Here is a 20,776-nt window from a genome sequence, read left to right on the forward strand (position 1 = left end):
TAGGTGAAGGAGAGTTTTTTTCATCTTATTTACATCGGAAGACCATTTTGACCATTTGAACTAACATCAAAATCAAAATCATTAAAAAAAGCTTGTAGAGGAACCGGGGGTTCCTCTACAAGCTGAGAGCTGCCGACAATCGGCAGCTCTTTCCAGTGCTTGAAGCTTACTTCGCGATGGCTTCTAGCTCCACTTCCATATTACCGCGCGTTGCTCTTGAGTAAGGGCACGTTTGGTGCGCAGCTTCAACAAGTTCCTCAGCAGTGGCTTGGTCAACGCCAGGGATCGTCACATGTAGTTTTGCGCTAAGGCCAAATGCGCCATCTTCTTCTTTTCCGATCGAAATGTGGGCTTCTACGACCGTATCTTTGATTTTAATACGTTTCATGCGTGCAACCATATTTAAGGCACTATCGAAACAAGCAGCATAACCTGCTGCAAACAGTTGTTCAGGGTTTGTTGCTTCTCCACCCTGACCACCAAGTTCTTTTGGCATACGAAGATCCATGTTGATCACGCCGTCTGAAGATTCTACTTTACCTTGTCTGCCGCCGTGAGCGGATGCTTTTGCTGTGTATAACGAATTCATAATTAATTCCTCCTTCGAATATTAGGTTGTGCACAATTTAATTTTACAAGATCAAATATAACTCATCACTTTTTATCTGTCAACAAAGACGATCGCGCTCTTTTTGTCAATCTTTAGGAAGCACTCATATTGACAATATGCCAAAATCGGGATAAGTTGATTGTGCACAACTTATTGTAAAGAAGGGGTTACCATGGACCATAATGAACAATTAAAACTAGAGAATCAGCTCTGTTTTTCGGTATATGCCTGCTCAAGAGAAATTACGAAGATGTATCGTCCTTATTTAGATCAGTTAGGTCTTACGTATCCACAATATCTTGTCTTACTCGTACTTTGGGAACACCACGAAACCACAGTAAAAGCGCTCGGGGCCGAGCTTTATTTAGATTCCGGTACATTAACGCCGCTTTTAAAGCGGATGGAAGAAGCGGGTCTGGTGAAAAGAGAACGTTCAAAAGAAGATGAGCGGAGGGTGATGGTTCATTTAACATCAGAAGGGGAAGAGTTAAGAGAGAAAGCATCGATTATTCCCGATGCGATGGCGGCCAATAGTGGTTTATCAAAGGAAGAATTCAAGAAAGCACTAACAGGATTTCAACAACTACTTGATCATATCCATTCTGTAAACGAAAAATAGTTACCTCTTATTAGAAAGAGTTGACAGAGGGAAATGGGTACAAGTATAATTATCTCGAATTCAAGATATTAGAAGTTAAGGGTGAACGTGATGAATGAAAAAGATCGGGAGCTTTCGTTAAAGCTATTTATTGTTCTTGCAAGGGCCAGTCGCTCCGTGACAGATCATATTAAAACAGATATTCAACGATACGGACTAAATCCAACGGAATTTGCTGTGCTTGAATTGCTTTACCACAAAGGCAATCAACCGCTTCAGCAAATTGGTGAGAAAATTCTACTCGCAAGTGGAAGCATTACGTATGTGGTCGATAAGCTTGAAGGGAAAGGCTATTTAAAACGTAATCCATGTCCAAATGACCGCCGTATCACACATGCTGTGATTACCGATGAAGGAAAAGAATTAATGGATCGCATCTTCCCTGAACACGAAATCCAAGTGCAATCGATTTTTGCTGGATTAGAGGAACAGGAGAAAGAAACGGCCATTACTTTATTGAAAAAGCTAGGTCATTATGCGGAGGAGCTGTAAAAGCTTCTCTTTTTTTTATCCAATTTTACCCTTTGTAATGTTTGAAAAACGAAGAAAAGGGTATATCTCGAAATAGAGATAAATGAATTCGAAGTAAATGGCATCCCTTACTAAAAAAGGAGTGGAAAAAATGAGTACAAAGATTTTAATTCCGTATTATAGCGCGTATGGTCATATTTATGAAATGGTGCAGTCTGTAGCTGAAGGTGCAAAAAGTGCTGGAGATGTAGAAGTGAAAATTGTGAAGATACCTGAATTTGATGTCGTAAAACAGGCAATGTCAGAGCAGCCACCTTACGTCAAAGCGCAAGAAGCACAGGACAATATTCCTGAAGCAACGCTTGATGACTTACGCTGGGCTGATGGGATTGTTTGGGGTGTTCCAACTCGCTATGGTTCCATGCCTGCTCAAATGAAACAATACCTTGATTCGGCGGGATCACTTTGGATGAATGGTGAATTAGAAGGAAAAGCGACGGCGGTGGTGACAAGTACCGCTTCGATTCATGGGGGACAAGAGACGACCGCACTTACAACGTTTGTGCCGCTCATGCACTTTGGTTTGATCTATGTTGGACTGCCCTACGGTGAAAATCCAGAGCAGCTCACAACAGATGGAATTGGAGGCTCTCCTTATGCAGCTTCAACTCTTGCCGGAGCCGATGGCTCCCGAACGCCAGTTGAAGCTGAATTAACGATGGCTTCCCGACTTGGTGCGCGCGTAGCAAAGGTTGCAGGCGCCTTAAAAAATATAAAATAGGCGTAAAACCAGCTTCTCACATGGAGAGGCTGGTTTTTTTTACTTGTTTCGTCTCCTGCATTGCTGTTACGCCAAGTAACCCAAAGAGTGAGAAGCCAAATGTATTAATAAACCCATGAAAAAAGACCATTAAAGGAATGCCGAGGATGACGGTTTCGTTAATGTGAGCAAAACCATAGATCATCGCAGAGCTCATTGAAAATAGGAGAGAGGCAAAAGAAATCGATAACAGCATTTGTACCGAATACTCAAGAGTTGGGACGAAGTAAACAAGACAAAGAATAGAAAAGACAATGAGCGGCGTCACAAATTCAACGACTGAAATAAACTCAAGGACGGGTAATGAATCCGATAGTGTAATGCCAGTTGCGATAAATGGAGGTCCAAATAAGACAAGAATGGCGATCAGTTTAAACCAGGACTTCAACGCTGGCACTTTTGCAAGCAGACGTTTTCCGATAAACGCCATCGTGATTGGTGTAATAAATGCAGCATAATGAAAATGAATGGATGTAAGGAGCACAATGACGTCGCTAAAATGTAAAATTTGCATTCCCGATCGATGCAAAACGAGCCAGAGGCCACCGATGCTAATATACATTAATCCAAGTTGAATTAAGACATCGAAAACCGTGCTTTTTTTCCACGTTTGTAAGAGGCGGGTTAGACCGTATAGAGCAATTAAAATGGTCGTGAGAAACCATGGAACAGCTAACAATACCGCGATGGTTCCTTGTTCGAGAAAGAAGGAAATGCCCGCTAGCACCGCTGACATAAGCTGTAAACGAGTAGCATATCGGAAGAAAGCATTCTTATTTTGCGTTACAAGATTTAGTGTCAACGGTACGAGTACCAGGTAAGCGAACATTAATAAAATCATGACATACTGAAGGGTATCGATCGGCGTTGTGATTAATTTTGTCACAACGAACGCGATCCAAAGAAATAGACCAGCAAAACTACTTGTTTTCATTAGGATTTCACCTCTCTTTTAGTGTACGATGAAGAGAAGGGATAGAAAAGGAAATTCTGGGAAGAGAGGCGATTGATATGGAGAAGAAGCCAGTACTAGGATTTATTGGAATCGGTGTTATGGGAGAAAGCATGGTGCGAAACTTGATTAACGCCGGGTATCGTACGCTTATTTCGACACGAACGAAAAGGAAAGCTGAAGCACTTATTCAAGAAGGGGCAGAATGGTACGACGAAGTGAAGGATGTGGCAGCAAACGCTGACGTCATTCTCACCATGGTCGGCTATCCGAAAGATGTGGAAGAGGTTTACATAGGCGAGAATGGACTGCTCGAACACGCACGAGCCCATTCGATTTTAATTGATATGACAACCTCAAGCCCAGCGCTAGCGGAAGAAATCTATCAGTATGCTTTATCAAAGCAGCTATATGCGCTAGATGCCCCTGTATCGGGAGGAGACGTGGGTGCCAAAGAAGGCAAGCTATCGATTATGGTCGGTGGCGAATTAGAAGTCTTTGAAAAAGTTCAGCCTATCTTTGAAGTGATGGGACAAAATATCGTGCTTCAAGGACCGGCTGGAGCGGGTCAGCATACGAAAATGTGTAACCAAATTGCCATTGCAAGCAACATGATTGGTGTTTCAGAAGCGATCGTTTATGCCGAAAAAGCTGGATTGAACCCGACTACGGTCCTAGAGAGCATTGAATTTGGTGCTGCTGGAAGCTGGTCGCTAAGCAATTTAGCGCCAAGAATGATTTCGAATCGCTTTGAGCCAGGATTTTATGTGAAACATTTTATTAAGGATATGACGATTGCTCTTGAGTCCGCCAAACAAATGGGGATGCTAACGCCAGGACTTGAGCTTTCGAAGCAGTTATATGAAGATCTTGCTGAGCGCGGAGAAGAAGATAGCGGTACGCAGGCGCTTGTGAAGTTATTTCGCGACGCAAACTAAACGAAGACCCGGGGCGCTAGCCCCGGGTCTTCGCTAATGATAAAAGGGAAGTTTCCATCTTCTATCGAATAAACTCTATAAAACGATCATTTCTCTTTTTTTGAACGTTTTTCAACTTCTTCTGATACGACAAAAGCAAGATCATCATTTCCAAATAGGGAAAGAACGCCGATGACCGTTTGATCTGGAATATGCTCTGATTCCTCTTTCGGTACAACGAGTTCGATGCTTTGTTTCAGTGCAGGGTTATGGATTTGATCTGGATAAGCTTTCTCGTATAGCGTCTCAGGATTCAGGTCATTGTTCACGCACCACTGGGCAAATACAAGAATCATCATGTTTTCATCACGCTGATAGTTTTCGATTACTTTATTTTGAATGTCATTTTGGTCCATAGGACGACCTCCGTTTCATCACTCTACCGCTAGTGTACTCGCAGCAAGAATGTGTGGCAAGTGTGCACGTTGTAAAAGGTTAATGAAGAATCTTCCAGTCAGCGGAATGATGCGTTAAGACCTGCTATGCTGAAAGAAAACGAACTTCATGGGGGCAAAAAGATGAGGAAAAAAGAGATTCGTAGCTGGATGATGTATGACTTTGCAAACTCTGCATTCGCAACAACGATGATGGCGGCTGTTCTACCTGTTTTTTACTATGATGTTGCTGCTAAAAATATTGATCGAAGTCTTGCTACTTCTTATTGGGGCTATTCCCAATCCATTGCTGTTTTGATCGTCGCCATTCTAGCCCCAGTTCTTGGCGCAATAGCCGATTACTCCAATTCGAAAAAAACATTTCTGCGCTTTTTTGCTTATATGGGCATGATGGCAAGTCTGTTAATGGCGTTTGTTGGAGAGGGTGGCTATCTTTTTGCTTCGATTCTATTAATCTTCGGAACCATCGGTTTCTCGGGTAGCAACGTCTTTTACGATGCCTTCTTGCCGGAAATTGCAAAAGGAGAAGAAATCGATCGCATTTCAGCACGGGGCTATGCGTTTGGTTATATTGGTGGCGGACTACTTCTTCTGGTGAATCTGATGATGATTCTGAATCCTACCTGGTTTTTCCTTCCGAACACGCTTGTTGCGACACAATTATCATTCGCAAGCGTCGGCGTATGGTGGTTTGTTTTCTCAATTCCAATGTTCAAAAACGTGAAAGAAGTGTCGCATCCCCAGCCAAAATTAAGCGGGTCATACGCAGCGATCGGGTTTAAGAGGCTTCGCACAACCTTCAAGGAGCTAAACCAATACAAGCAGCTTCTTCTGTTCCTTATCGCCTTCTGGTTATTTAACGATGGCATTTCTACCATCATTAAAATGGCAACAATTTATGGGAGAGATATCGGAATTGATGCGAATGATCTAATCGCCGCACTCCTCATTACGCAATTTGTCGGGATTCCGTTTGCATTTTTGTTTGGTTACCTAGCGAAAAAAATCCGACCAAAGCGAGCGCTGATGCTTGCACTATGGATTTATGTTGGAATCGTCCTTCTCGGTTATTTTATGACAACGGCTACCCATTTCTATCTACTGGCCATTCTCGTTGGTTTTGTTCAGGGTGGCGCTCAAGCCTTAAGTCGATCGATCTTTGGAAGCATGGTGCCCGATCACAGACACGCAGAGTTTTACGGTTTCTACGGCATTTCAGCCAAGTTTTCAGCAATTTTTGGGCCGTTTCTCTTCGCCTTTGTGGGTCAAGTAACCGGATCAAGCCGTCTCGGTATCGTTTCGCTCGTCGTCTTTTTCTTAGCGGGCATCTATTTACTTAGCAAAGTAAACATTGATCAAGGGAAAGAGCAGGCGAAAGTGGTGATGGCGAATGAAGGTGTGGATGTGTAGGGAAGGTATTGATGGAATCGAGGAAATCATGATAAATTCGCGGAATTATCAAGAAAATCGCGGAATTCCACGATTTTCGAACGTAATAGTTAGTACCCAGGCCTAAAATGAGGCTCAGAGCAGTATATCCATCTGCTATGAGCCTATTTATATGATGAAAACCCTTACACAATTGGATCGAAATGCTTTAGTTCAAGAGGAAGTGTGCAATCTTTTCCTGTGTCATAGGAGCGGTTGCCAATTTGTGTTTTTAGTTCAGTAATACAATTTTCTTCGTTATGCCAGTAGTCATGAATCAGAGGCAGGATCGTGGTTGCTTCTTCTTCCGCTTGTTCAAGCAGCTCCTCAAAAGTCGCAGTTGATTCCTCGTCTTTAATAGCGGGGTGAATCCATGTTGTGCCTTCTCTATTTAAATAATCTTCATCGCCGATTTGTTTGCGATAGGAAAAGGAAGAGACTTGTTTTTTTAAAAGCTGATTCTTCCATCCGTGCGGATCGAATAAAATTTTGAGCGCAAGCACCATATCACGATAAGATTGATTGATAAAGTCCTCGGGCATGCGTTCAGCCGTCTCTGGATAGAACGACTGAATCAATTCATAGAGCATGAGTTCAATGGGGGGATAAAGCGATTTTCCAATTTGAATTTCGGCATAGACGGGGGTTTTCCACGTTTCCACATCTTTATATTCTTTCATTAAAATGGTATCGATGATGATTTCTAATTGCTGATGACGATTGCCCTCAAGTCCGGAACGGTAGTGAATATAGGGATGGGTGTTTCGATCAAGGATATGGTGCGTGACGAACCCAAGGATATAGGCGCGAAGCATCGGATCGTCTTGTTTTCCATATTCAATCATTTCCATGAGGAATGGGCCGCAATGATCTTGATGGAGTACAGATCCTACTTCTTGAACCGGCTTATTCTTTTTCCACGGCCAGAAATGATGATAAAAGAAAGGGTCAGGTCCCTGTGCACCAAGTCGAAAAAAAGGCAGGTCACCTTTGATCGTGTTCCATATGCCGGCTTCCATCGCAGCTTCTTCACCGAATAAAATATGTGTCCAGACATTTGGCATCGATTGATCCCCTCCTTATGTGTCTTTCTATTAGTATACCTGATCAGAACCTGTCTTCTTGCCACTTTCTTATGAAAAGAAAATCTCCTTCTACTCTATTTCCCTTATTCGTGTAAAGATAAGCAAAAAAGCCCGGCGTTAGCCGAGCTTTTCCAACATCTTATTCACTTAAGAAGACTTTCTTAATATCATCAAGCATTAAATTGGCTGATAAAACGCCGCCGGATGTATTCCAAATGGCGTCACTTACTTCATGGACATTTCCGTCTTTTACAACCTGTAAATTGTTCCAAAGCGGATCATTCGTCCAATCTTCAGCAGTGGAATTTGCTTCACCGTCTCCAGCTTCATACGTGAAGTAGAAGAGGACGTCGCCATCCATTTCGGGGATGCGTTCTTTGGTTACTTCTGCTGCAAAGTCATCTTTCTGCTGGGACTCTGGACGGTCGAAGCCGAGCTGCTCAAGAATAACTCCTGAGAAAGAATCTTTGTAGTAAATTCTCGTTTGGCCCGCTAGGAAACGTACAACGGAAACCTTCTTGTCCAGCTGATCACCAAGCTCTTCGCTCATGGAATCAATGCGATCACTATAAGCATTCATTACTTCTTCGCCTTTATCTTCTTTGTTTAGTGCCTTCGCATAAAATTCGAAGTTTTCCTGCCAGTCGCCTTTTAACGTTTCAGAATAAACCGTTGGAGCGATCGCGCTAAGCTGATCATAAATATCTTCCTGACGAAGCTTATTTCCGATAATGAGGTCAGGTTTTAGAGCGGCAACCGCTTCAAGATTCACTTCACTTTCCGTTCCAACCACTTCAACATCTTTCATGTCGTCTGAAATATGGTCATACCAAGGATCCCCGAGCCAGGACTGCACAGCACCAACCGGTGTTACATCCATGGCAAGTAATGCTTCTGTTCCTTCGTTTGTTAAGATGACAACTTTTTCAGGATTTTCTGGTACTTCCGTTTCTCCCATGGCATGGGTTACTGTACGAGTACCTTCCTCTTCTTGTTTATCATCTGAGCCGCTGTTTCCGTTATTTCCGCTCGTTCCGCAAGCAGCTAGAATCATGAATGCTGCTAGGCAAATGATAAGCCAGCTTTTTTTAATCATATGTAAACCCTCCCTGTTAGTGATAATCGTTTTCATTTACGATGTAATCATACTGAATTGTCACACAAGAGTCAACCATTAAATGAGATTGATTCTCAAAATCATTGACACGTTTTCATTCTTTTTTTACACTTAAAAAGGATGATTAGGAAAGGGATTAACCTTTATGACGCATAAATTACATTCATTGAATAGAAAATGGTTTGGAATCGTGATTGGGCTGCTTCTCGTTATGATGTTAATGGTAGCGAGCGTTGTGTATGGGCTAACGAGTATTACATGGGCAACAGCATGGCGGGCGTTTACACAATATGATGGAAGTAATGCTCATATTATTATTATTGAAAACCGGGTTCCGCGCGCGCTAATTGGCGCGGCTGTTGGGGCGAGTCTCGCTGTCGCTGGTGCACTGATGCAGGCGATTACGCGAAATCCTCTCGCCTCACCGTCGATTTTGGGCGTAAATGCAGGGGCGAGCTTTGTGATTGTGATCGCAGTGACGTTTTTTTCGGTATCTTCACTTGTCACTTTTAGCTGGTTAGCGTTTCTTGGAGCGGCACTTGCATCAATCCTTGTATACGTCCTCGGTTCACTTGGAAGAGAAGGGCTGACGCCGATGAAGCTCACACTTGCCGGTGCAGCGATGGCAGCGATGTTTTCCTCGTTAACGCAAGGAATGCTTGTGTTAAATGAGAAGGCGCTAGAAGATGTCCTTTTCTGGCTTGCTGGGTCGATTGAAGGCCGCAGTCTCGCCATGCTCTACGCAGTGCTTCCGTATATTGGCGTCGGTTTAGTCGGGGCGCTTCTGATTAGCAGGAAAATTAATACGCTTGTCATAGGAGAAGACGTCGCCAAAGGCCTTGGTCAACGTACACTTCTTGTGAAAGCTGGCGCTGCACTATTGATTGTTTTTCTTGCCGGTGGCTCGGTGGCGGTTGCTGGTCCAATTGGTTTTATTGGCATAGTGGTTCCCCATGTAGCTCGCTACTTTACGGGCCCAGATTATCGCTGGGTGATACCATATAGCGCGATACTAGGGGCTATCCTGCTCCTATCGGCAGATATTGCGGCCCGCTATGTCATCATGCCGCTCGAAGCGCCTGTTGGGGTATTAACCGCTGTCATTGGAACGCCGTTCTTTATTTACATTGCTCGAAGGGAGTTTAAACAGCTATGACGAAATATACTTCCTTTCGAATGAAAGCTATTTCTTTTTTACTTGATCGCCGTGCGCTTTGGGTAATCGTTGGTCTTATTGGGGCGGTTCTTTTAACCGCGCTTCTTAGCATTGGTCTAGGTGAGATTTTTATGACGCCTGATCAAGTGGTAAAGGCGCTATTCGGCTACGGTGATGAGATGAATGAGCTGGTTGTGAAGCAGTTTCGCTTCCCGCGAATTGCCATGGCGGTGTTAGCAGGTGCAGCCCTCGCTGTTTCAGGAGCGATTCTGCAGGGAATGATACGAAACCCGCTGGCATCACCTGATATTTTAGGGATAACGTGGGGTGGTGCTCTAGCGACAATTGGCTTTTTAACGGTATTTAGTGATAAGGCGAATGCCCTAACCGTCCGCATTCAGTGGATGCCGCTTGCGTCGTTTGCTGGAGCCGTTTTGGCAGGGTTTCTTGTGTTTATTTTATCCTGGAAAAATGGGATTTCTCCGATTCGGTTAGTGCTGATTGGAATTGGCTTAACGGCTTTGCTGCAGGCGCTAACGACACTCTTAATGATTGTAGGCCCAATTTATCGAGCATCTGAAGCAAACATATGGATTACAGGAAGTGTTCACGGCACGAATGGACAGGACGTGTTGACGCTTTTGCCGTGGGTAGTGATCTTACTGATCGTGCTGATGGTTTACTCGAGAAGAGTGAATTTACAAGAGCTTGGGGATGATGTTGCAAGAGGAGCAGGGGCTATGCTTTTAAAAGACCGCATCGTGCTGCTTTTAATTAGTACGGCCCTTGCAGGAGGCGCTGTCGCATTCGCCGGGGGAGTTGGCTTTGTTGGATTAATGGCTCCTCATATTGCAAGGAAATTAGTAGGTTCTTCTTTTGGTGTACTTGTTCCCGTCTCTGCTCTTGTCGGCAGCATGCTCGTCATGGTTGCGGACTTAATTGGACGTACGGTTTTTTCACCGCTTGAAGTTCCGGCAGGTGTGTTTACGGCAGCGATTGGTGCTCCGTATTTTATCTATTTATTGTATCGCTCAAGAAACAAATAAGGAGTTGGCGACATGTATGCACTGCAAACGAAAGACCTAACGCTTGGATATGGAGAACAAACGGTCATCGATCAGCTGAACTTACTTATTCCAAAAGGAGAGATGAGTGTCCTAATCGGTGGCAACGGCTGTGGCAAGTCAACACTTTTACGAAGCCTTGCCCGTCTATTAAAGCCACATTCAGGTGGTATTGTATTAGACGGAGAGGCGATTTCGAATAAGCCAACGAAAGAAATCGCTCGGAAAATGGCCATTCTACCTCAATCTCCTGTCGCTCCTGAAGGCCTCACGGTGCTGCAGCTTGTTAAACAGGGACGCTACCCGTATCAATCGTGGTTTAGTCAGTGGTCAGAGGACGATGAAATTGCCGTGCAAAAAGCGCTTAAGGCAACGCACATGGAAGAATATGCTGAGAGAAATGTTGACTCCCTTTCAGGAGGTCAGCGCCAACGTGCATGGATTGCGCTTACCCTTGCTCAGGATACGGACATTATATTACTAGATGAGCCGACAACCTATTTGGATCTTGCGCATCAAGTGGAGGTGCTCGATCTCCTTTTTGAATTAAATAAAGAAGATAACCGGACCATTTTAATGGTTCTGCACGATTTAAATCTGGCCTGCCGCTATGCCGATCATGTTATTGCTGTAAAAGATAAAGGCATTTACGATCAAGGGAAACCTGAAGACATTGTCAATGTTGAACTAGTAGAGCGTGTATTTGGCCTTCAGTGTGATATTATCCAAGATCCGCTATTTGGGACGCCACTATGTGTCCCGCATGGCAAAGGGAGGAGGGTACATCTTGCAGGAACAAAGGATGTTTAACGAAAAGGAGAAAGAAAAACTGGAGCAGCTTCGCCTTACCCTTGCTGGAAAAGGCGAGTATACTGTTCAACAACTTCTGGATCCGGATCAATTAAAAGGAGTACTTGAACGACTAGTTTCGGAAGGACATTTTCCATCGGTCATCGTCGCAGGGTCCCAGTTTATGAAGCGATATGGTTTTATGACATTAGCACCGATCTTATATGCGTTTACGATGTGGGAGAAACCGGTTCTTGCAGGACCTGACGAACTTGAGATCGATCTAAATACGCAGGCAGCCCCCTTCATGATGCAATTAATAACGCCGAATTCGTATATGAAAAACAAGCAGGATCGTGAGGCCACGAGAGCAGAACTTGCGAATAAGCTCATTAATGAAAACCTTGCCCCTTTCGTGGAGACAATGGTAAAAGCTACGAAACTATCTGCAGCGATACTATGGGAGAACGCGGCAATCTACCTTTTTTGGGTCTATGAAACCCTTATTCCTACCGAAGGAAATGCGGAGCAAGTGAGTCGAGCGAAAGAAGACTTTCATTACTTACTCAGAGAGTTTAACTGCACAAGCTTTACTTGCGGGGCAAACCCGTTTATGCCGTATTACTCAGACAAAGTGGAGCGAGAAGCAGGGGCAATCCGGTTCCGTCGCACGTGCTGCTTATATGATCAAGTCTCTGAAGGCGGCGCGTGCTGTAAAACGTGTCCAAAAGCTCGCGGGTGACAGGCACCACCCGGTTTAAATCGAATGATGTCGAAACAGCGAGGCGCACCCTTAAGGGTGCGCCTCGCTGTTTTTTGGTTTTCTTTTGTATGCGTAGCTTCGGATAAAGAGATAAAGCCCCGTAATGATAACTCCGCCGCCGATCCACTGCATCACATGTAACGTCTCGCCAAGGATAAAGTATGCGAGAATACTAGCCCCAATTGGTTCAAACAGAATACTCATCGAAATCACATTCACGCTCACCCACTTTACCGCCCAATTAAGGAGGGAATGTCCGAGCAACGTAGGGAAAATGGCGAGTAAAAGGAAATATCCCCAGTCTGACCCCGGGTAGGAAAAGAAAGGATAGCGAAGAACAAGGTTATAGATCACAAGCGTTAGCGCTGCGATTCCGTAAACGATAAAGGTATAGGGGATCAGATCCAATCGCTTGCGAATGTTTTGTCCAAAGAGAAGATAGCCGGTAACCATGGCACAGGCAGTAAGGGCCAGAAGGTCTCCCCATAAAGCCATACCACTAATGCGAAAATCCCCCCAGCTAATCACGATCGATCCTGCAACGGCTGTCACCCCTCCAGCTATTGCTAGAAGGGTGAGCTTTTCTTTAAAGAATAAGTAAGTGCCAATGAAAGCAAAGAGCGGTTGCAGTGTAACGAGAACGACTGAGCTCGCAACAGAAGTGTAATTAAGTGACTCAAACCAGAGAATAAAGTGAAACGCAAGACTGATGCCTGCAAGACTACCAAATCCCCAATCTGACTTTTTGATGTGCCTAAAGGAACCGCGATAATTTCGAATAACAATCGGTACCATAATAAGAATTGCAAACGCAAGACGGTACATCGCAATGACCGCAGCGGGTGCTGAAGCGAGCTTAACAATGACAGCGGAGGTTGAAATAAATAGAATGGCGATCATAATCGCGAGATAGGGCTTCGTATGTTGATTCGTAAACAATTCGTAGTCAATCCTCCTGTTAGCTTAGACGAGTTCTACCTCAACTTTTTCGTTTTTAACATCATGTTGAAGACAGCGCTGATAACCACCGATTCGCTGCTCAATCTGTTCACCTAGTTGAAAGAGTGCTTCTTCATGACCAACCCGGCTAACGAGCTGGACACCAATTGGAAGGCCTTCCTTACTCGTTCCAATTGGAATGGTCAGAGAAGGAAGTCCCCACACATTGGCATAGGCAATGTATGGCATATAGTTTAAGAACGTTTTCCGAATCGAGAACAGCTCTTGATATAGTTCGCCATGCCGCGGGGCTGGAGAATGATAAACAGGCAGAATTAAAATACGGTCATCCAGGTAGTCGTCTAACATTTCATCTCCACGTTTTAGTGAAGCGTGAAGTTGCTTGATTTGTTTTTGATTCGGTTTAAAAAGTCGTGTGCCGATGAGAGCCCAGGAGAGATAAGGATGAACATCTGAACTTCGGAAGAGCTTCTCTTTCATATATTCTCCGAGAGGACTCGCTTTCTCATTGTCTGACATGAGTTTTGCCATATCAGCTCCGCCATCAACCGACATCATTTGTTGCCACATAAGGGCGGCTTCTTCAAAAAAAGGAGGATTCGCCTGTTCTTCACCAAGCTCTCCATCAAACGCGTCTCTTATCCCTGCGATCAGTTGAAAGGTTTCTCGGTTTATCGGATAGCGATGATGAGGGACGGGATAGACGAGTTTGAAATCATCCAGCTTTCGTGCGGAAGGCGGCTCATGAGCGATAATCTCGTTCATTAACCGCGCATCCTGAACAGTCTTACTCATCGCGCCAATGCCTAGCATACGTTCTTGCTCCGGCTTATCGACGTAAGGGAAATTTCCCTCTTGTGACACCTGTCGATTACCAGATTTAAAGCCGACAATGCCATTAAAATGAGAAGGGAAGCGAATGGAGCCGCCAATATCAGCTCCAAGGCCTACAGCAGCACCACCTGAAGCAATTAAAGCCCCTTCACCTCCACTTGATCCCCCGGAGGTTCTTGTGACATCCCAAGGATTGTTCGTTCTACCATAATGCTTATTATCGGTTTCCTGACAAAAACAAAGGGCTGGTGTATTGGTTTTGCCGAGTATAATGGCCCCTTCTGCACGAAGGCGTCTCACTACTTCAGCATCTTCTTTTTCCCGTGTAGACGCGCGGTAACTCAGTCCTCCGGTTGTTTTCATGTTTGTCACATGAAAACACTCTTTCACACTAATTGGAACACCGAACAATCGACCTTTTGCATCTCCAGTCGTAAGGGTATAATCGGCTTTTCTCGCTTCTTCAATCGCTTCGTTAAAACGATCTTCGACAAGGCAATTCAGGACAGGATTAATTGCATTCAAATGATTCATGTACGTTCGAACGGCATGGTACGATGAAATTTCTCGGTTGGAAATCTTCTTCGACAGGGACAGGGCATCCATTTCTAATAATCTCATGCTATCCCTCCATAGGTTACCGGCCTATCCTCCGGTATTGGTTAATTATCCTATTCGTCTTGAAGACACAAAATCCTCTAAATAATGAATCCGCTCATTAGAAAAGGCATTTCGCGTCCATCGAAATGCCTTCAACTATTCTTACATCGCAACAGACGTTTCTGAAGGAAGTTGGCCATGAAAGAGGTGACGCTCATTTGTTTTAGGATGATAGTAAACGAGTAAAAGGGTTTGCGCAGCCTGACCGTTTTCAGCGTCTGGTAACAGTTCTATGACAGTATGTTTATGAAGTTCTCGTTCTGATAACTGTAAGGATTGATAGTCCTCCCCAAGCAAATCAGGCTGTTCGTTGATCAATTTTAAAAGCGTTCCTTCTTTTTCTTTGTCTAAGCGATCGCTCCACCAAACCGTCCGTGGTTTTTTCTTTGACTTTGCTAAATAGTCGATTTTCATAAGTGTGGATACACGTGCATGGTGATCAGGCGCATGTATTTTAATAAAATCAGCGAGACGACTGAAAAGATCTTCAAGCTGATGGCCGATGCGTGACCATCCTTTGCCTTCCCAATAGCTACCGAAAGCCTGGAAGAAATCAAATGGCGATGGAAACACTTCTGTTACGAGATACTCAATTGTTGGATCCATTCGGTGATCATTCCAGTATTTTTCGAGCACATCTTCTACCTGTTTAATGCGAATAACGTCATCAAATGAAAGCACGTTATTGCCGAGAATTTCATAAGGAGCATTGTCCATGTACAGATAGCCATGCTTTTCCGCACTTAGCCTTACCCCGGTTCCGCGAAGCATTTTTAGAAAACCGAGCTGCAGCTCTTCGGGACGAAACGAGAAAACGTCGTTAAACGTTTTGCGGAACGACGCATAATCTTCTTCAGGAAGCCCGGCTATTAAATCGAGATGCTGATCAATTTTTCCACCGTCTTTTACCATTGTCACCGTTCGGGCGAGCTTTTCGTAATTTTGTTTACGCATCACGAGCTCATTTGTTGCATCGTTCGTTGACTGTATCCCAATTTCAAAGCGGAAAAGACCTGGTGGTGCTTCGCGATTCAGAAACTCAAGCACTTCCGGGCGCATGATGTCCGCAGTAATTTCAAATTGAAAAACGCAACCAGGGCGATGCTCATCAATTAGGAATTGGAACATATCAATGGCATAATTGCGTCGAATGTTAAACGTTCGATCGACGAATTTAATCGTTTTTGCACCATTGTCCATCAAGTAACGGAGCTCATCCTTCATTCGCTCTGCTGGAAAATACCTTACGCCAACTTCGATAGAAGAGAGGCAGAACTGGCAGGAATAAGGACAGCCTCGACTCGTTTCAACATAAGTCACACGGCGACCAAGATCAGCCCGATCTTCCTCAAAACGAAACGGGGATGGAATGTCGCTTAAGCTCAGCTTCGGTGCTGGTGGATTGATGTGGTTTTCCCCACCTTTTCGGTATGCAATGCCTTTGACATCCTCTACAGATTCGCCTGTTTCAATGGAATGAAGAAGCTCTTTAAATGTATGCTCTCCTTCTCCCATTACAATGTAGTCAGCCTGTGGAATGCGGTCGAGCCACTCATACACATCATATGACACTTCTGGTCCCCCAAGTACAATTCTGAGGGATGGGTTTACTTTTTTTAACATTTCGATAACGGGAATGGTTTCTTCAATGTTCCAGATGTAGCAGCTAAAGCCAATCACATCAGCTTTCATGCTGTGTAGGTCACTTACAATATTCATAACTGGATCTTTAATCGTATATTCTGCCATCTTGATCTCATAGTCAGGGGCAGCGGAGGCTTTTAAATAACGTAATGCGAGACAAGTATGAATAAACTTCGCATTTAACGTACTAACAACAATCTTCATTCTTTTCCAACTCCTGCTTTTGTTAATCTTTTCATTATATCACCAGAATGGTTGATTTCCCTAAAAAAAATACGTCTGATTATTCGGAAAAACATTTGTAATGTAAGCGTTATCATGAGAAAATAAACAAAAACTGGGGAGTGACGTAATTGGAACTTGCTTCAATAACGCCTGAACACCCTTTCACTGAACAGGATTTTGAGTATACTGCGCTAATGCCAAGCTATCGTGTTGATTTAAGAAACCCTCGAAATGAACAGATGGATCGTTTTGTGAATGCGAATGTTGTGAGTGACTGGTCAGCGCTTTCGTGGAAACAAGTCGGAAGGCCGTTTGAAGTAAAGAAGCTTGCGAAAGAACGACGGGACTGGGAAGCGGAGCATCAGCAGGACATGCCTGTCAAAACGTCGTGGGAGTACTTTAACCGTTCGTTTCATCAGCTCTTTATGCAGGACGTACCAGCGGAACAACAGCGAGTGAAGTCTTCACTAAAAGATAGTTTTAAAGGCTTTCATATACGTGATGTGAAGCATGGACTGGGGGAGATGGTACGTCTGTCACTATGGAACTATGTGCACCGCATTGAAGATGGTATCTGGGATCCAAGAGGGAAGCGGGCTCTCTTTGAAGGGCTGGATGTGAAAAATCCTCGTATTCTCTTTCTGGGCGCGGCGGAAGGTTATGAAGCCATGCAGCTTCATGCGATGTATCCTGGTGGAGAAGTCGTTATGGTCGATTATGATGCGTTCTGTAAAACGGATCGCTTTGGGCATTTTCCAAATACGTATCCTTTTCTTGGGACAAATCCACAAACTGGTGGACCAAAAGTTTGGTACAAAGATCAAATGAATATTAGCTATCTCGTAAAAGATATCCGGGATCTCGATTTTCATAAAGAATTTGATATTGTCTTGAGCGTGGGTTTGCTTGAGCATGTTCCAGATGAGCACAAGCCAGCGATACTCGACTGGCATCGAAAGTTTGTGAAGGATCATGGGTATGTGATTATGACCACGCCTCGTAACCAGATGAAGTCACGTCTTTATTATCACGTCATGGCCGATATGATGAACCACACGTATCGAGAGCTGATGGATATCCGTCAGATGGGGCTTTATGCCTATGAGAACGGGATGGATATTGTCAGACACGGCTATATCAAGGTGCATAATGGCATCATTGCACGAGCGCGCTAAATGCTAGCACTTGATTCAGAACTATGATAAAAGTGAAGGGAGACAATGACTAGGAGGGATAACATGAGTGTACATTCATTCACTGCAGAAACGCTTCAAGGGAAAGAAATCCCGCTTTCAGAATATAGCGGAAAGGTACTTCTGATCGTCAATACGGCAAGTAAATGTGGATTAACACCGCAATACGAAGGGCTTCAGGAATTATATACGTCACTTGAAGACAAGCCGTTTGAAATTCTTGGTTTTCCTTGTAATCAGTTTGGTGAGCAGGAGCCTGGATCCAAGGAAGATATTGAGGAATTTTGTTCGATCAATTATGGTGTCAGTTTTCCAATGTTCGCTAAAATTGATGTAAATGGTGAAAATGCTCATCCTCTTTACAAGTATTTAACTAAGGAAGCGCCAGGCGTTGAACATGCCGAAATTCCATGGAACTTTACGAAATTTCTTGTAAATCAAAAAGGGGAAGTTGTGAAACGCTATGAACCTACAACTGAACCGGCTGATGTAAAGACAGATATTGAAGAAATGCTCTAAAAAAGGTTCAGGTATTGTCGAAACGGGGTATATCATTTCTGAGGTGATGATTCAAAATGAAATGGTGGATTCCGTTTTGCTATATGATTGGCACGTTTTCAGGAGCGATGCTCAGTGGGTGGAGCATGGACCGTGAATGGGATGTGTTTCCTTCATTTGCGATGGCAATTACAGCATTTTTTATAGGGATATGTTATATTGTCGTTCGCGACGTCGTTCCAAAAGTCTTTGATGAGACCCTACGTAACTAATACGCAGGGTTTTTTTGTATGGTTATGTGTTAACAGCTCAAATCAAAGGGGTGAAACGGAGGTTCCGCTTGATAGAGAAACTTCGATTTTCCTTGCTGCCATTTCCAGGCGGCATACGCAGCAAGACAAGCATCAAAAGAGTGTGAAGACTTAAGTGCTTTGTTTGGAATGCCGATCACACCCTCACTCTCGAGAAAGGTTTTGAGCTCCTCGCGTAATTCCATATTTGTTTTATAGCCGAGAACAGCTTCCAAATGTGGCGCACGCAAACCAATTGCTGCTCCAGGGTGAACCTCGACGATATGTGCGTGACCAAGACCTCTCGAGAGTGAAATACCTCTTAACGTTAAATACACCATCCGCGTCATCGTGGGTGTCATAATTGAGCTACTTCGCATTCCTGCTTTTACAATACGCCGTCGAAGAGAACGGTCTGAAGGACGATCCCCGCCACCCGGCTGATATGATAGGGGCGCATCCATGCCGATGAAAGTCTCCTTTTTATCTTGGAAACGTTCATAGATTTCTTCATCTGTAACGCCTTCCAATAGCTGAACAAACGTAAGGTGCGTATCGCTCCCCTCAAAAATCGCTAAAGAAGTATCCTTCGTATTTGATGGACCAGATAAGTCAATACCCGCATACTGTTTCATCACTGCCGCTCCTTCTATCCGAATTAAGTAAACAATAAGTGGAAAATGGGTTCATGTAAACCCCCTGTGTACGTTATAATGAAGGAATAGAAACGGACTGATACGAATGATAGACATAAGGCATAAAGTATTTAAATTTGTTGGTGGACGTATTTTAAAAACAGGACTGGCGGCGTTTCTGACCGCCTGGATTTGTGATGCGCTTGGATTACCTGTCCTTTTTGCGGTGATTACGGCAATTGTAACGGTTGAACCGACCGCATCTGATTCCATTAAAAAAGGACTAGTGCGCTTTCCTGCTGCGGCAATCGGTGCCGGATTTGCGATGCTGTTTGAAGCTTTTCTACATCAATCGCCCTTCACGTATGCATTAGCCGCAACCTTCACGCTAATCGCCTGTCATAAGCTTGGTCTTGATGACGGGATGCTCGTCGCAACCCTTACGGCAGTGGCGATGATTCCAGATACAACTGGTGATTACATGACCTCTTTTGTTGGACGACTTAGTACGACGTTAATCGGAATTGTCGTTTCAACTGCTGTGAACTACTTTGTGATGCCACCGAAATTTCATACAATGATTAATCAAGGCGTTAAGAGACTGTACCGCAATGCTGGTGATTTATTAGATCAGATTATCATTGATCTTCCTCATGCGAAAAAACAAACGCTCGTTTACCAGCGACTCAGTCGCGATCTGGAACGAACGTATAAATTAATTGCTTACCAGCGTGAGGAATGGAAATACCGCAGACACAGCATCAATGAAGTACGTAGCTTCTCAGTTGTACTTAAAAAGCTCGAATACCTTCAAAAGATCCTTTATCACCTTGGAAATATGTTGTTCACCGAGACGAAAAACACCATTGATCAAGAAGACCATCGCATTATTATTGAAGCAGGGCGTTCGATTTCAAAAGCGTTTCATAACCCTTCCACACAGAACTCGAAAGCTCATCTAGAGAGTATTGAAAAGCTTGATCAGCTCTTTCATGACTTGGACGACATAAGAGATGAAACGACAGATCCGCGCCATCATTTTACCGGGAAAATGATTGTTATTTTTGAATTGCTTTCTTTAAATGATGTGATTGATGATCTCTATATCTTAGAACAGAAAGAAAAAAGGTACAAAAGCAGGGGGAATAAGCGTGACGCTGATCTTTGAGGAAAAATGGGATCGAACGATTGCGGAACGTGATCGTCAAATGTATGAGGAGATCTACGCAAAAAATCCGATTCAAGAAGGTAAGATCCAGTTTATTCCAGTTCGAATTGCTTTCAACCATCGAAATGATTTGCTTGCTTCAGTGTGCATCGTTAATGGGACGGATGACTGGATCCTAGAAAACCGTTTGCTGTCTTATTATGAAGACCGTGTACTCGTAGCCGAGAAACGTTTTACGCACAAGCTCACCGTTCCAGCCAACACGGCTGTACCATGGACATTTATTTTTACGCCTGACTCGATGATTCGACAGGCAACGCTAAAAAACTGGGAAGTCTCGAACTAATTTGATAAAAATGCACAAATTGAAATCCATGTTTTTAC

At 43.9% G+C, this 20,776-nt stretch carries 23 protein-coding genes; 14 read left to right on the top strand and 9 right to left on the bottom strand.

The window, feature by feature from the left end:
• Positions 1-166: 166 nt before the first annotated feature.
• Entirely contained in the window at positions 167-589 is a 423-nt protein-coding gene (locus PQ511_RS08940; protein WP_273851558.1) for an organic hydroperoxide resistance protein, read from the bottom strand.
• A 193-nt stretch (positions 590-782) separates the two neighbouring features.
• Between PQ511_RS08940 and PQ511_RS08945 the strand changes: the two genes are divergently transcribed.
• From PQ511_RS08945 to wrbA, 3 genes are all read left to right on the top strand, one after another.
• Positions 783-1,229 (top strand): MarR family winged helix-turn-helix transcriptional regulator, encoded by a 447-nt coding sequence (locus PQ511_RS08945; protein ID WP_273851559.1) that lies wholly within the window; start codon positions 783-785, stop codon positions 1,227-1,229.
• A 90-nt stretch (positions 1,230-1,319) separates the two neighbouring features.
• Positions 1,320-1,760, top strand: coding sequence for a MarR family winged helix-turn-helix transcriptional regulator (locus tag PQ511_RS08950; RefSeq protein ID WP_273851560.1), 441 nt, complete (start codon positions 1,320-1,322; stop codon positions 1,758-1,760).
• Positions 1,761-1,890: 130 nt separating this feature from the next.
• Positions 1,891-2,520, top strand: coding sequence for an NAD(P)H:quinone oxidoreductase (gene wrbA, locus PQ511_RS08955; RefSeq protein ID WP_273851561.1), 630 nt, complete (start codon positions 1,891-1,893; stop codon positions 2,518-2,520).
• 16 nt (positions 2,521-2,536) lie between these two features.
• On the opposite strand, the gene PQ511_RS08960 is transcribed toward wrbA, so the two are convergent.
• Complete coding sequence (locus PQ511_RS08960; RefSeq protein WP_273851562.1) at positions 2,537-3,493, bottom strand: YndJ family protein; 957 nt, start codon at positions 3,491-3,493, stop codon at positions 2,537-2,539.
• Positions 3,494-3,570: 77 nt separating this feature from the next.
• Here PQ511_RS08960 and PQ511_RS08965 point away from each other — a divergent pair, with 77 nt between their 5' ends.
• A complete protein-coding gene (locus tag PQ511_RS08965; RefSeq protein ID WP_273851563.1) occupies positions 3,571-4,449 on the top strand; it encodes an NAD(P)-dependent oxidoreductase in 879 nt (292 codons plus the stop codon).
• Positions 4,450-4,535: 86 nt separating this feature from the next.
• On the opposite strand, the gene PQ511_RS08970 is transcribed toward PQ511_RS08965, so the two are convergent.
• Positions 4,536-4,844: a protein YxiS gene (locus PQ511_RS08970; RefSeq protein ID WP_273851564.1), complete on the bottom strand. Its 309-nt coding sequence runs from the start codon at positions 4,842-4,844 to the stop codon at positions 4,536-4,538.
• A gap of 162 nt (positions 4,845-5,006) precedes the next feature.
• Between PQ511_RS08970 and PQ511_RS08975 the strand changes: the two genes are divergently transcribed.
• Positions 5,007-6,293, top strand: coding sequence for an MFS transporter (locus tag PQ511_RS08975; RefSeq protein ID WP_273851565.1), 1,287 nt, complete (start codon positions 5,007-5,009; stop codon positions 6,291-6,293).
• A 164-nt stretch (positions 6,294-6,457) separates the two neighbouring features.
• Here the strand turns inward: PQ511_RS08975 and PQ511_RS08980 are convergent, their stop codons facing one another.
• Both PQ511_RS08980 and PQ511_RS08985 read right to left on the bottom strand, forming a co-directional pair.
• Positions 6,458-7,375 carry a zinc dependent phospholipase C family protein gene (locus tag PQ511_RS08980; protein ID WP_273851566.1) on the bottom strand — a complete coding sequence of 306 codons (918 nt, stop codon included), beginning with the start codon at positions 7,373-7,375 and terminating at the stop codon, positions 6,458-6,460.
• A gap of 160 nt (positions 7,376-7,535) precedes the next feature.
• The gene (locus tag PQ511_RS08985; RefSeq protein WP_273851567.1) at positions 7,536-8,492 is read right to left on the bottom strand and encodes an ABC transporter substrate-binding protein; all 957 of its coding nucleotides are present in this window, start codon (positions 8,490-8,492) and stop codon (positions 7,536-7,538) included.
• A 166-nt stretch (positions 8,493-8,658) separates the two neighbouring features.
• Here PQ511_RS08985 and PQ511_RS08990 point away from each other — a divergent pair, with 166 nt between their 5' ends.
• From PQ511_RS08990 to fhuF, 4 genes are read left to right on the top strand one after another with little or no spacing between them, the layout of a single operon-like run.
• A complete protein-coding gene (locus PQ511_RS08990) occupies positions 8,659-9,669 on the top strand; it encodes a FecCD family ABC transporter permease (RefSeq protein ID WP_273851568.1) in 1,011 nt (336 codons plus the stop codon).
• The gene (locus PQ511_RS08995; RefSeq protein WP_273851569.1) at positions 9,666-10,715 is read left to right on the top strand and encodes a FecCD family ABC transporter permease; all 1,050 of its coding nucleotides are present in this window, start codon (positions 9,666-9,668) and stop codon (positions 10,713-10,715) included. Before PQ511_RS08990 ends, PQ511_RS08995 begins: the two co-directional genes overlap by 4 nt.
• Positions 10,716-10,727: 12 nt before the next feature.
• Positions 10,728-11,543, top strand: coding sequence for an ABC transporter ATP-binding protein (locus tag PQ511_RS09000; RefSeq protein WP_273851570.1), 816 nt, complete (start codon positions 10,728-10,730; stop codon positions 11,541-11,543).
• Complete coding sequence (fhuF, locus tag PQ511_RS09005; RefSeq protein WP_273851571.1) at positions 11,521-12,264, top strand: siderophore-iron reductase FhuF; 744 nt, start codon at positions 11,521-11,523, stop codon at positions 12,262-12,264. The genes PQ511_RS09000 and fhuF overlap by 23 nt, the downstream gene beginning before the upstream one ends.
• 51 nt (positions 12,265-12,315) lie before the next feature.
• On the opposite strand, the gene PQ511_RS09010 is transcribed toward fhuF, so the two are convergent.
• From PQ511_RS09010 to PQ511_RS09020, 3 genes are all read right to left on the bottom strand, one after another.
• On the bottom strand, positions 12,316-13,224 hold the full coding sequence (locus PQ511_RS09010) for a DMT family transporter (protein ID WP_273851572.1): 909 nt from the start codon (positions 13,222-13,224) through the stop codon (positions 12,316-12,318).
• A gap of 24 nt (positions 13,225-13,248) precedes the next feature.
• The gene (locus tag PQ511_RS09015; RefSeq protein WP_273851573.1) at positions 13,249-14,700 is read right to left on the bottom strand and encodes an amidase; all 1,452 of its coding nucleotides are present in this window, start codon (positions 14,698-14,700) and stop codon (positions 13,249-13,251) included.
• Positions 14,701-14,841: 141 nt separating this feature from the next.
• Complete coding sequence (locus PQ511_RS09020) at positions 14,842-16,587, bottom strand: B12-binding domain-containing radical SAM protein (protein ID WP_273851574.1); 1,746 nt, start codon at positions 16,585-16,587, stop codon at positions 14,842-14,844.
• 149 nt (positions 16,588-16,736) lie between these two features.
• Between PQ511_RS09020 and PQ511_RS09025 the strand changes: the two genes are divergently transcribed.
• The 3 genes from PQ511_RS09025 to PQ511_RS09035 all read left to right on the top strand — a co-directional run bounded on the left by PQ511_RS09025 (position 16,737) and on the right by PQ511_RS09035 (position 18,571).
• Positions 16,737-17,783, top strand: coding sequence for a class I SAM-dependent methyltransferase (locus PQ511_RS09025; protein ID WP_273851575.1), 1,047 nt, complete (start codon positions 16,737-16,739; stop codon positions 17,781-17,783).
• A 63-nt stretch (positions 17,784-17,846) separates the two neighbouring features.
• Entirely contained in the window at positions 17,847-18,320 is a 474-nt protein-coding gene (locus PQ511_RS09030) for a glutathione peroxidase (RefSeq protein ID WP_273851576.1), read from the top strand.
• Between the two features lie 56 nt (positions 18,321-18,376).
• Complete coding sequence (locus PQ511_RS09035; RefSeq protein ID WP_273851578.1) at positions 18,377-18,571, top strand: hypothetical protein; 195 nt, start codon at positions 18,377-18,379, stop codon at positions 18,569-18,571.
• Between the two features lie 29 nt (positions 18,572-18,600).
• Here PQ511_RS09035 and PQ511_RS09040 read toward each other — a convergent pair whose 3' ends face one another.
• Positions 18,601-19,224, bottom strand: a complete 624-nt coding sequence (locus PQ511_RS09040; protein WP_273851579.1) for a DUF429 domain-containing protein — start codon at positions 19,222-19,224, stop codon at positions 18,601-18,603.
• 106 nt (positions 19,225-19,330) lie between these two features.
• Between PQ511_RS09040 and PQ511_RS09045 the strand changes: the two genes are divergently transcribed.
• Both PQ511_RS09045 and PQ511_RS09050 read left to right on the top strand, forming a co-directional pair.
• The gene (locus PQ511_RS09045) at positions 19,331-20,392 is read left to right on the top strand and encodes an FUSC family protein (RefSeq protein ID WP_273851580.1); all 1,062 of its coding nucleotides are present in this window, start codon (positions 19,331-19,333) and stop codon (positions 20,390-20,392) included.
• Positions 20,376-20,738 carry an SLAP domain-containing protein gene (locus PQ511_RS09050; protein ID WP_273851581.1) on the top strand — a complete coding sequence of 121 codons (363 nt, stop codon included), beginning with the start codon at positions 20,376-20,378 and terminating at the stop codon, positions 20,736-20,738. The genes PQ511_RS09045 and PQ511_RS09050 overlap by 17 nt, the downstream gene beginning before the upstream one ends.
• Positions 20,739-20,776 lie beyond the last annotated feature (38 nt).

The sequence above is a fragment of the Guptibacillus spartinae genome, assembly GCF_028610625.1.
Classification (GTDB): Bacteria; Bacillota; Bacilli; order Bacillales; family Guptibacillaceae; genus Guptibacillus; species Guptibacillus spartinae.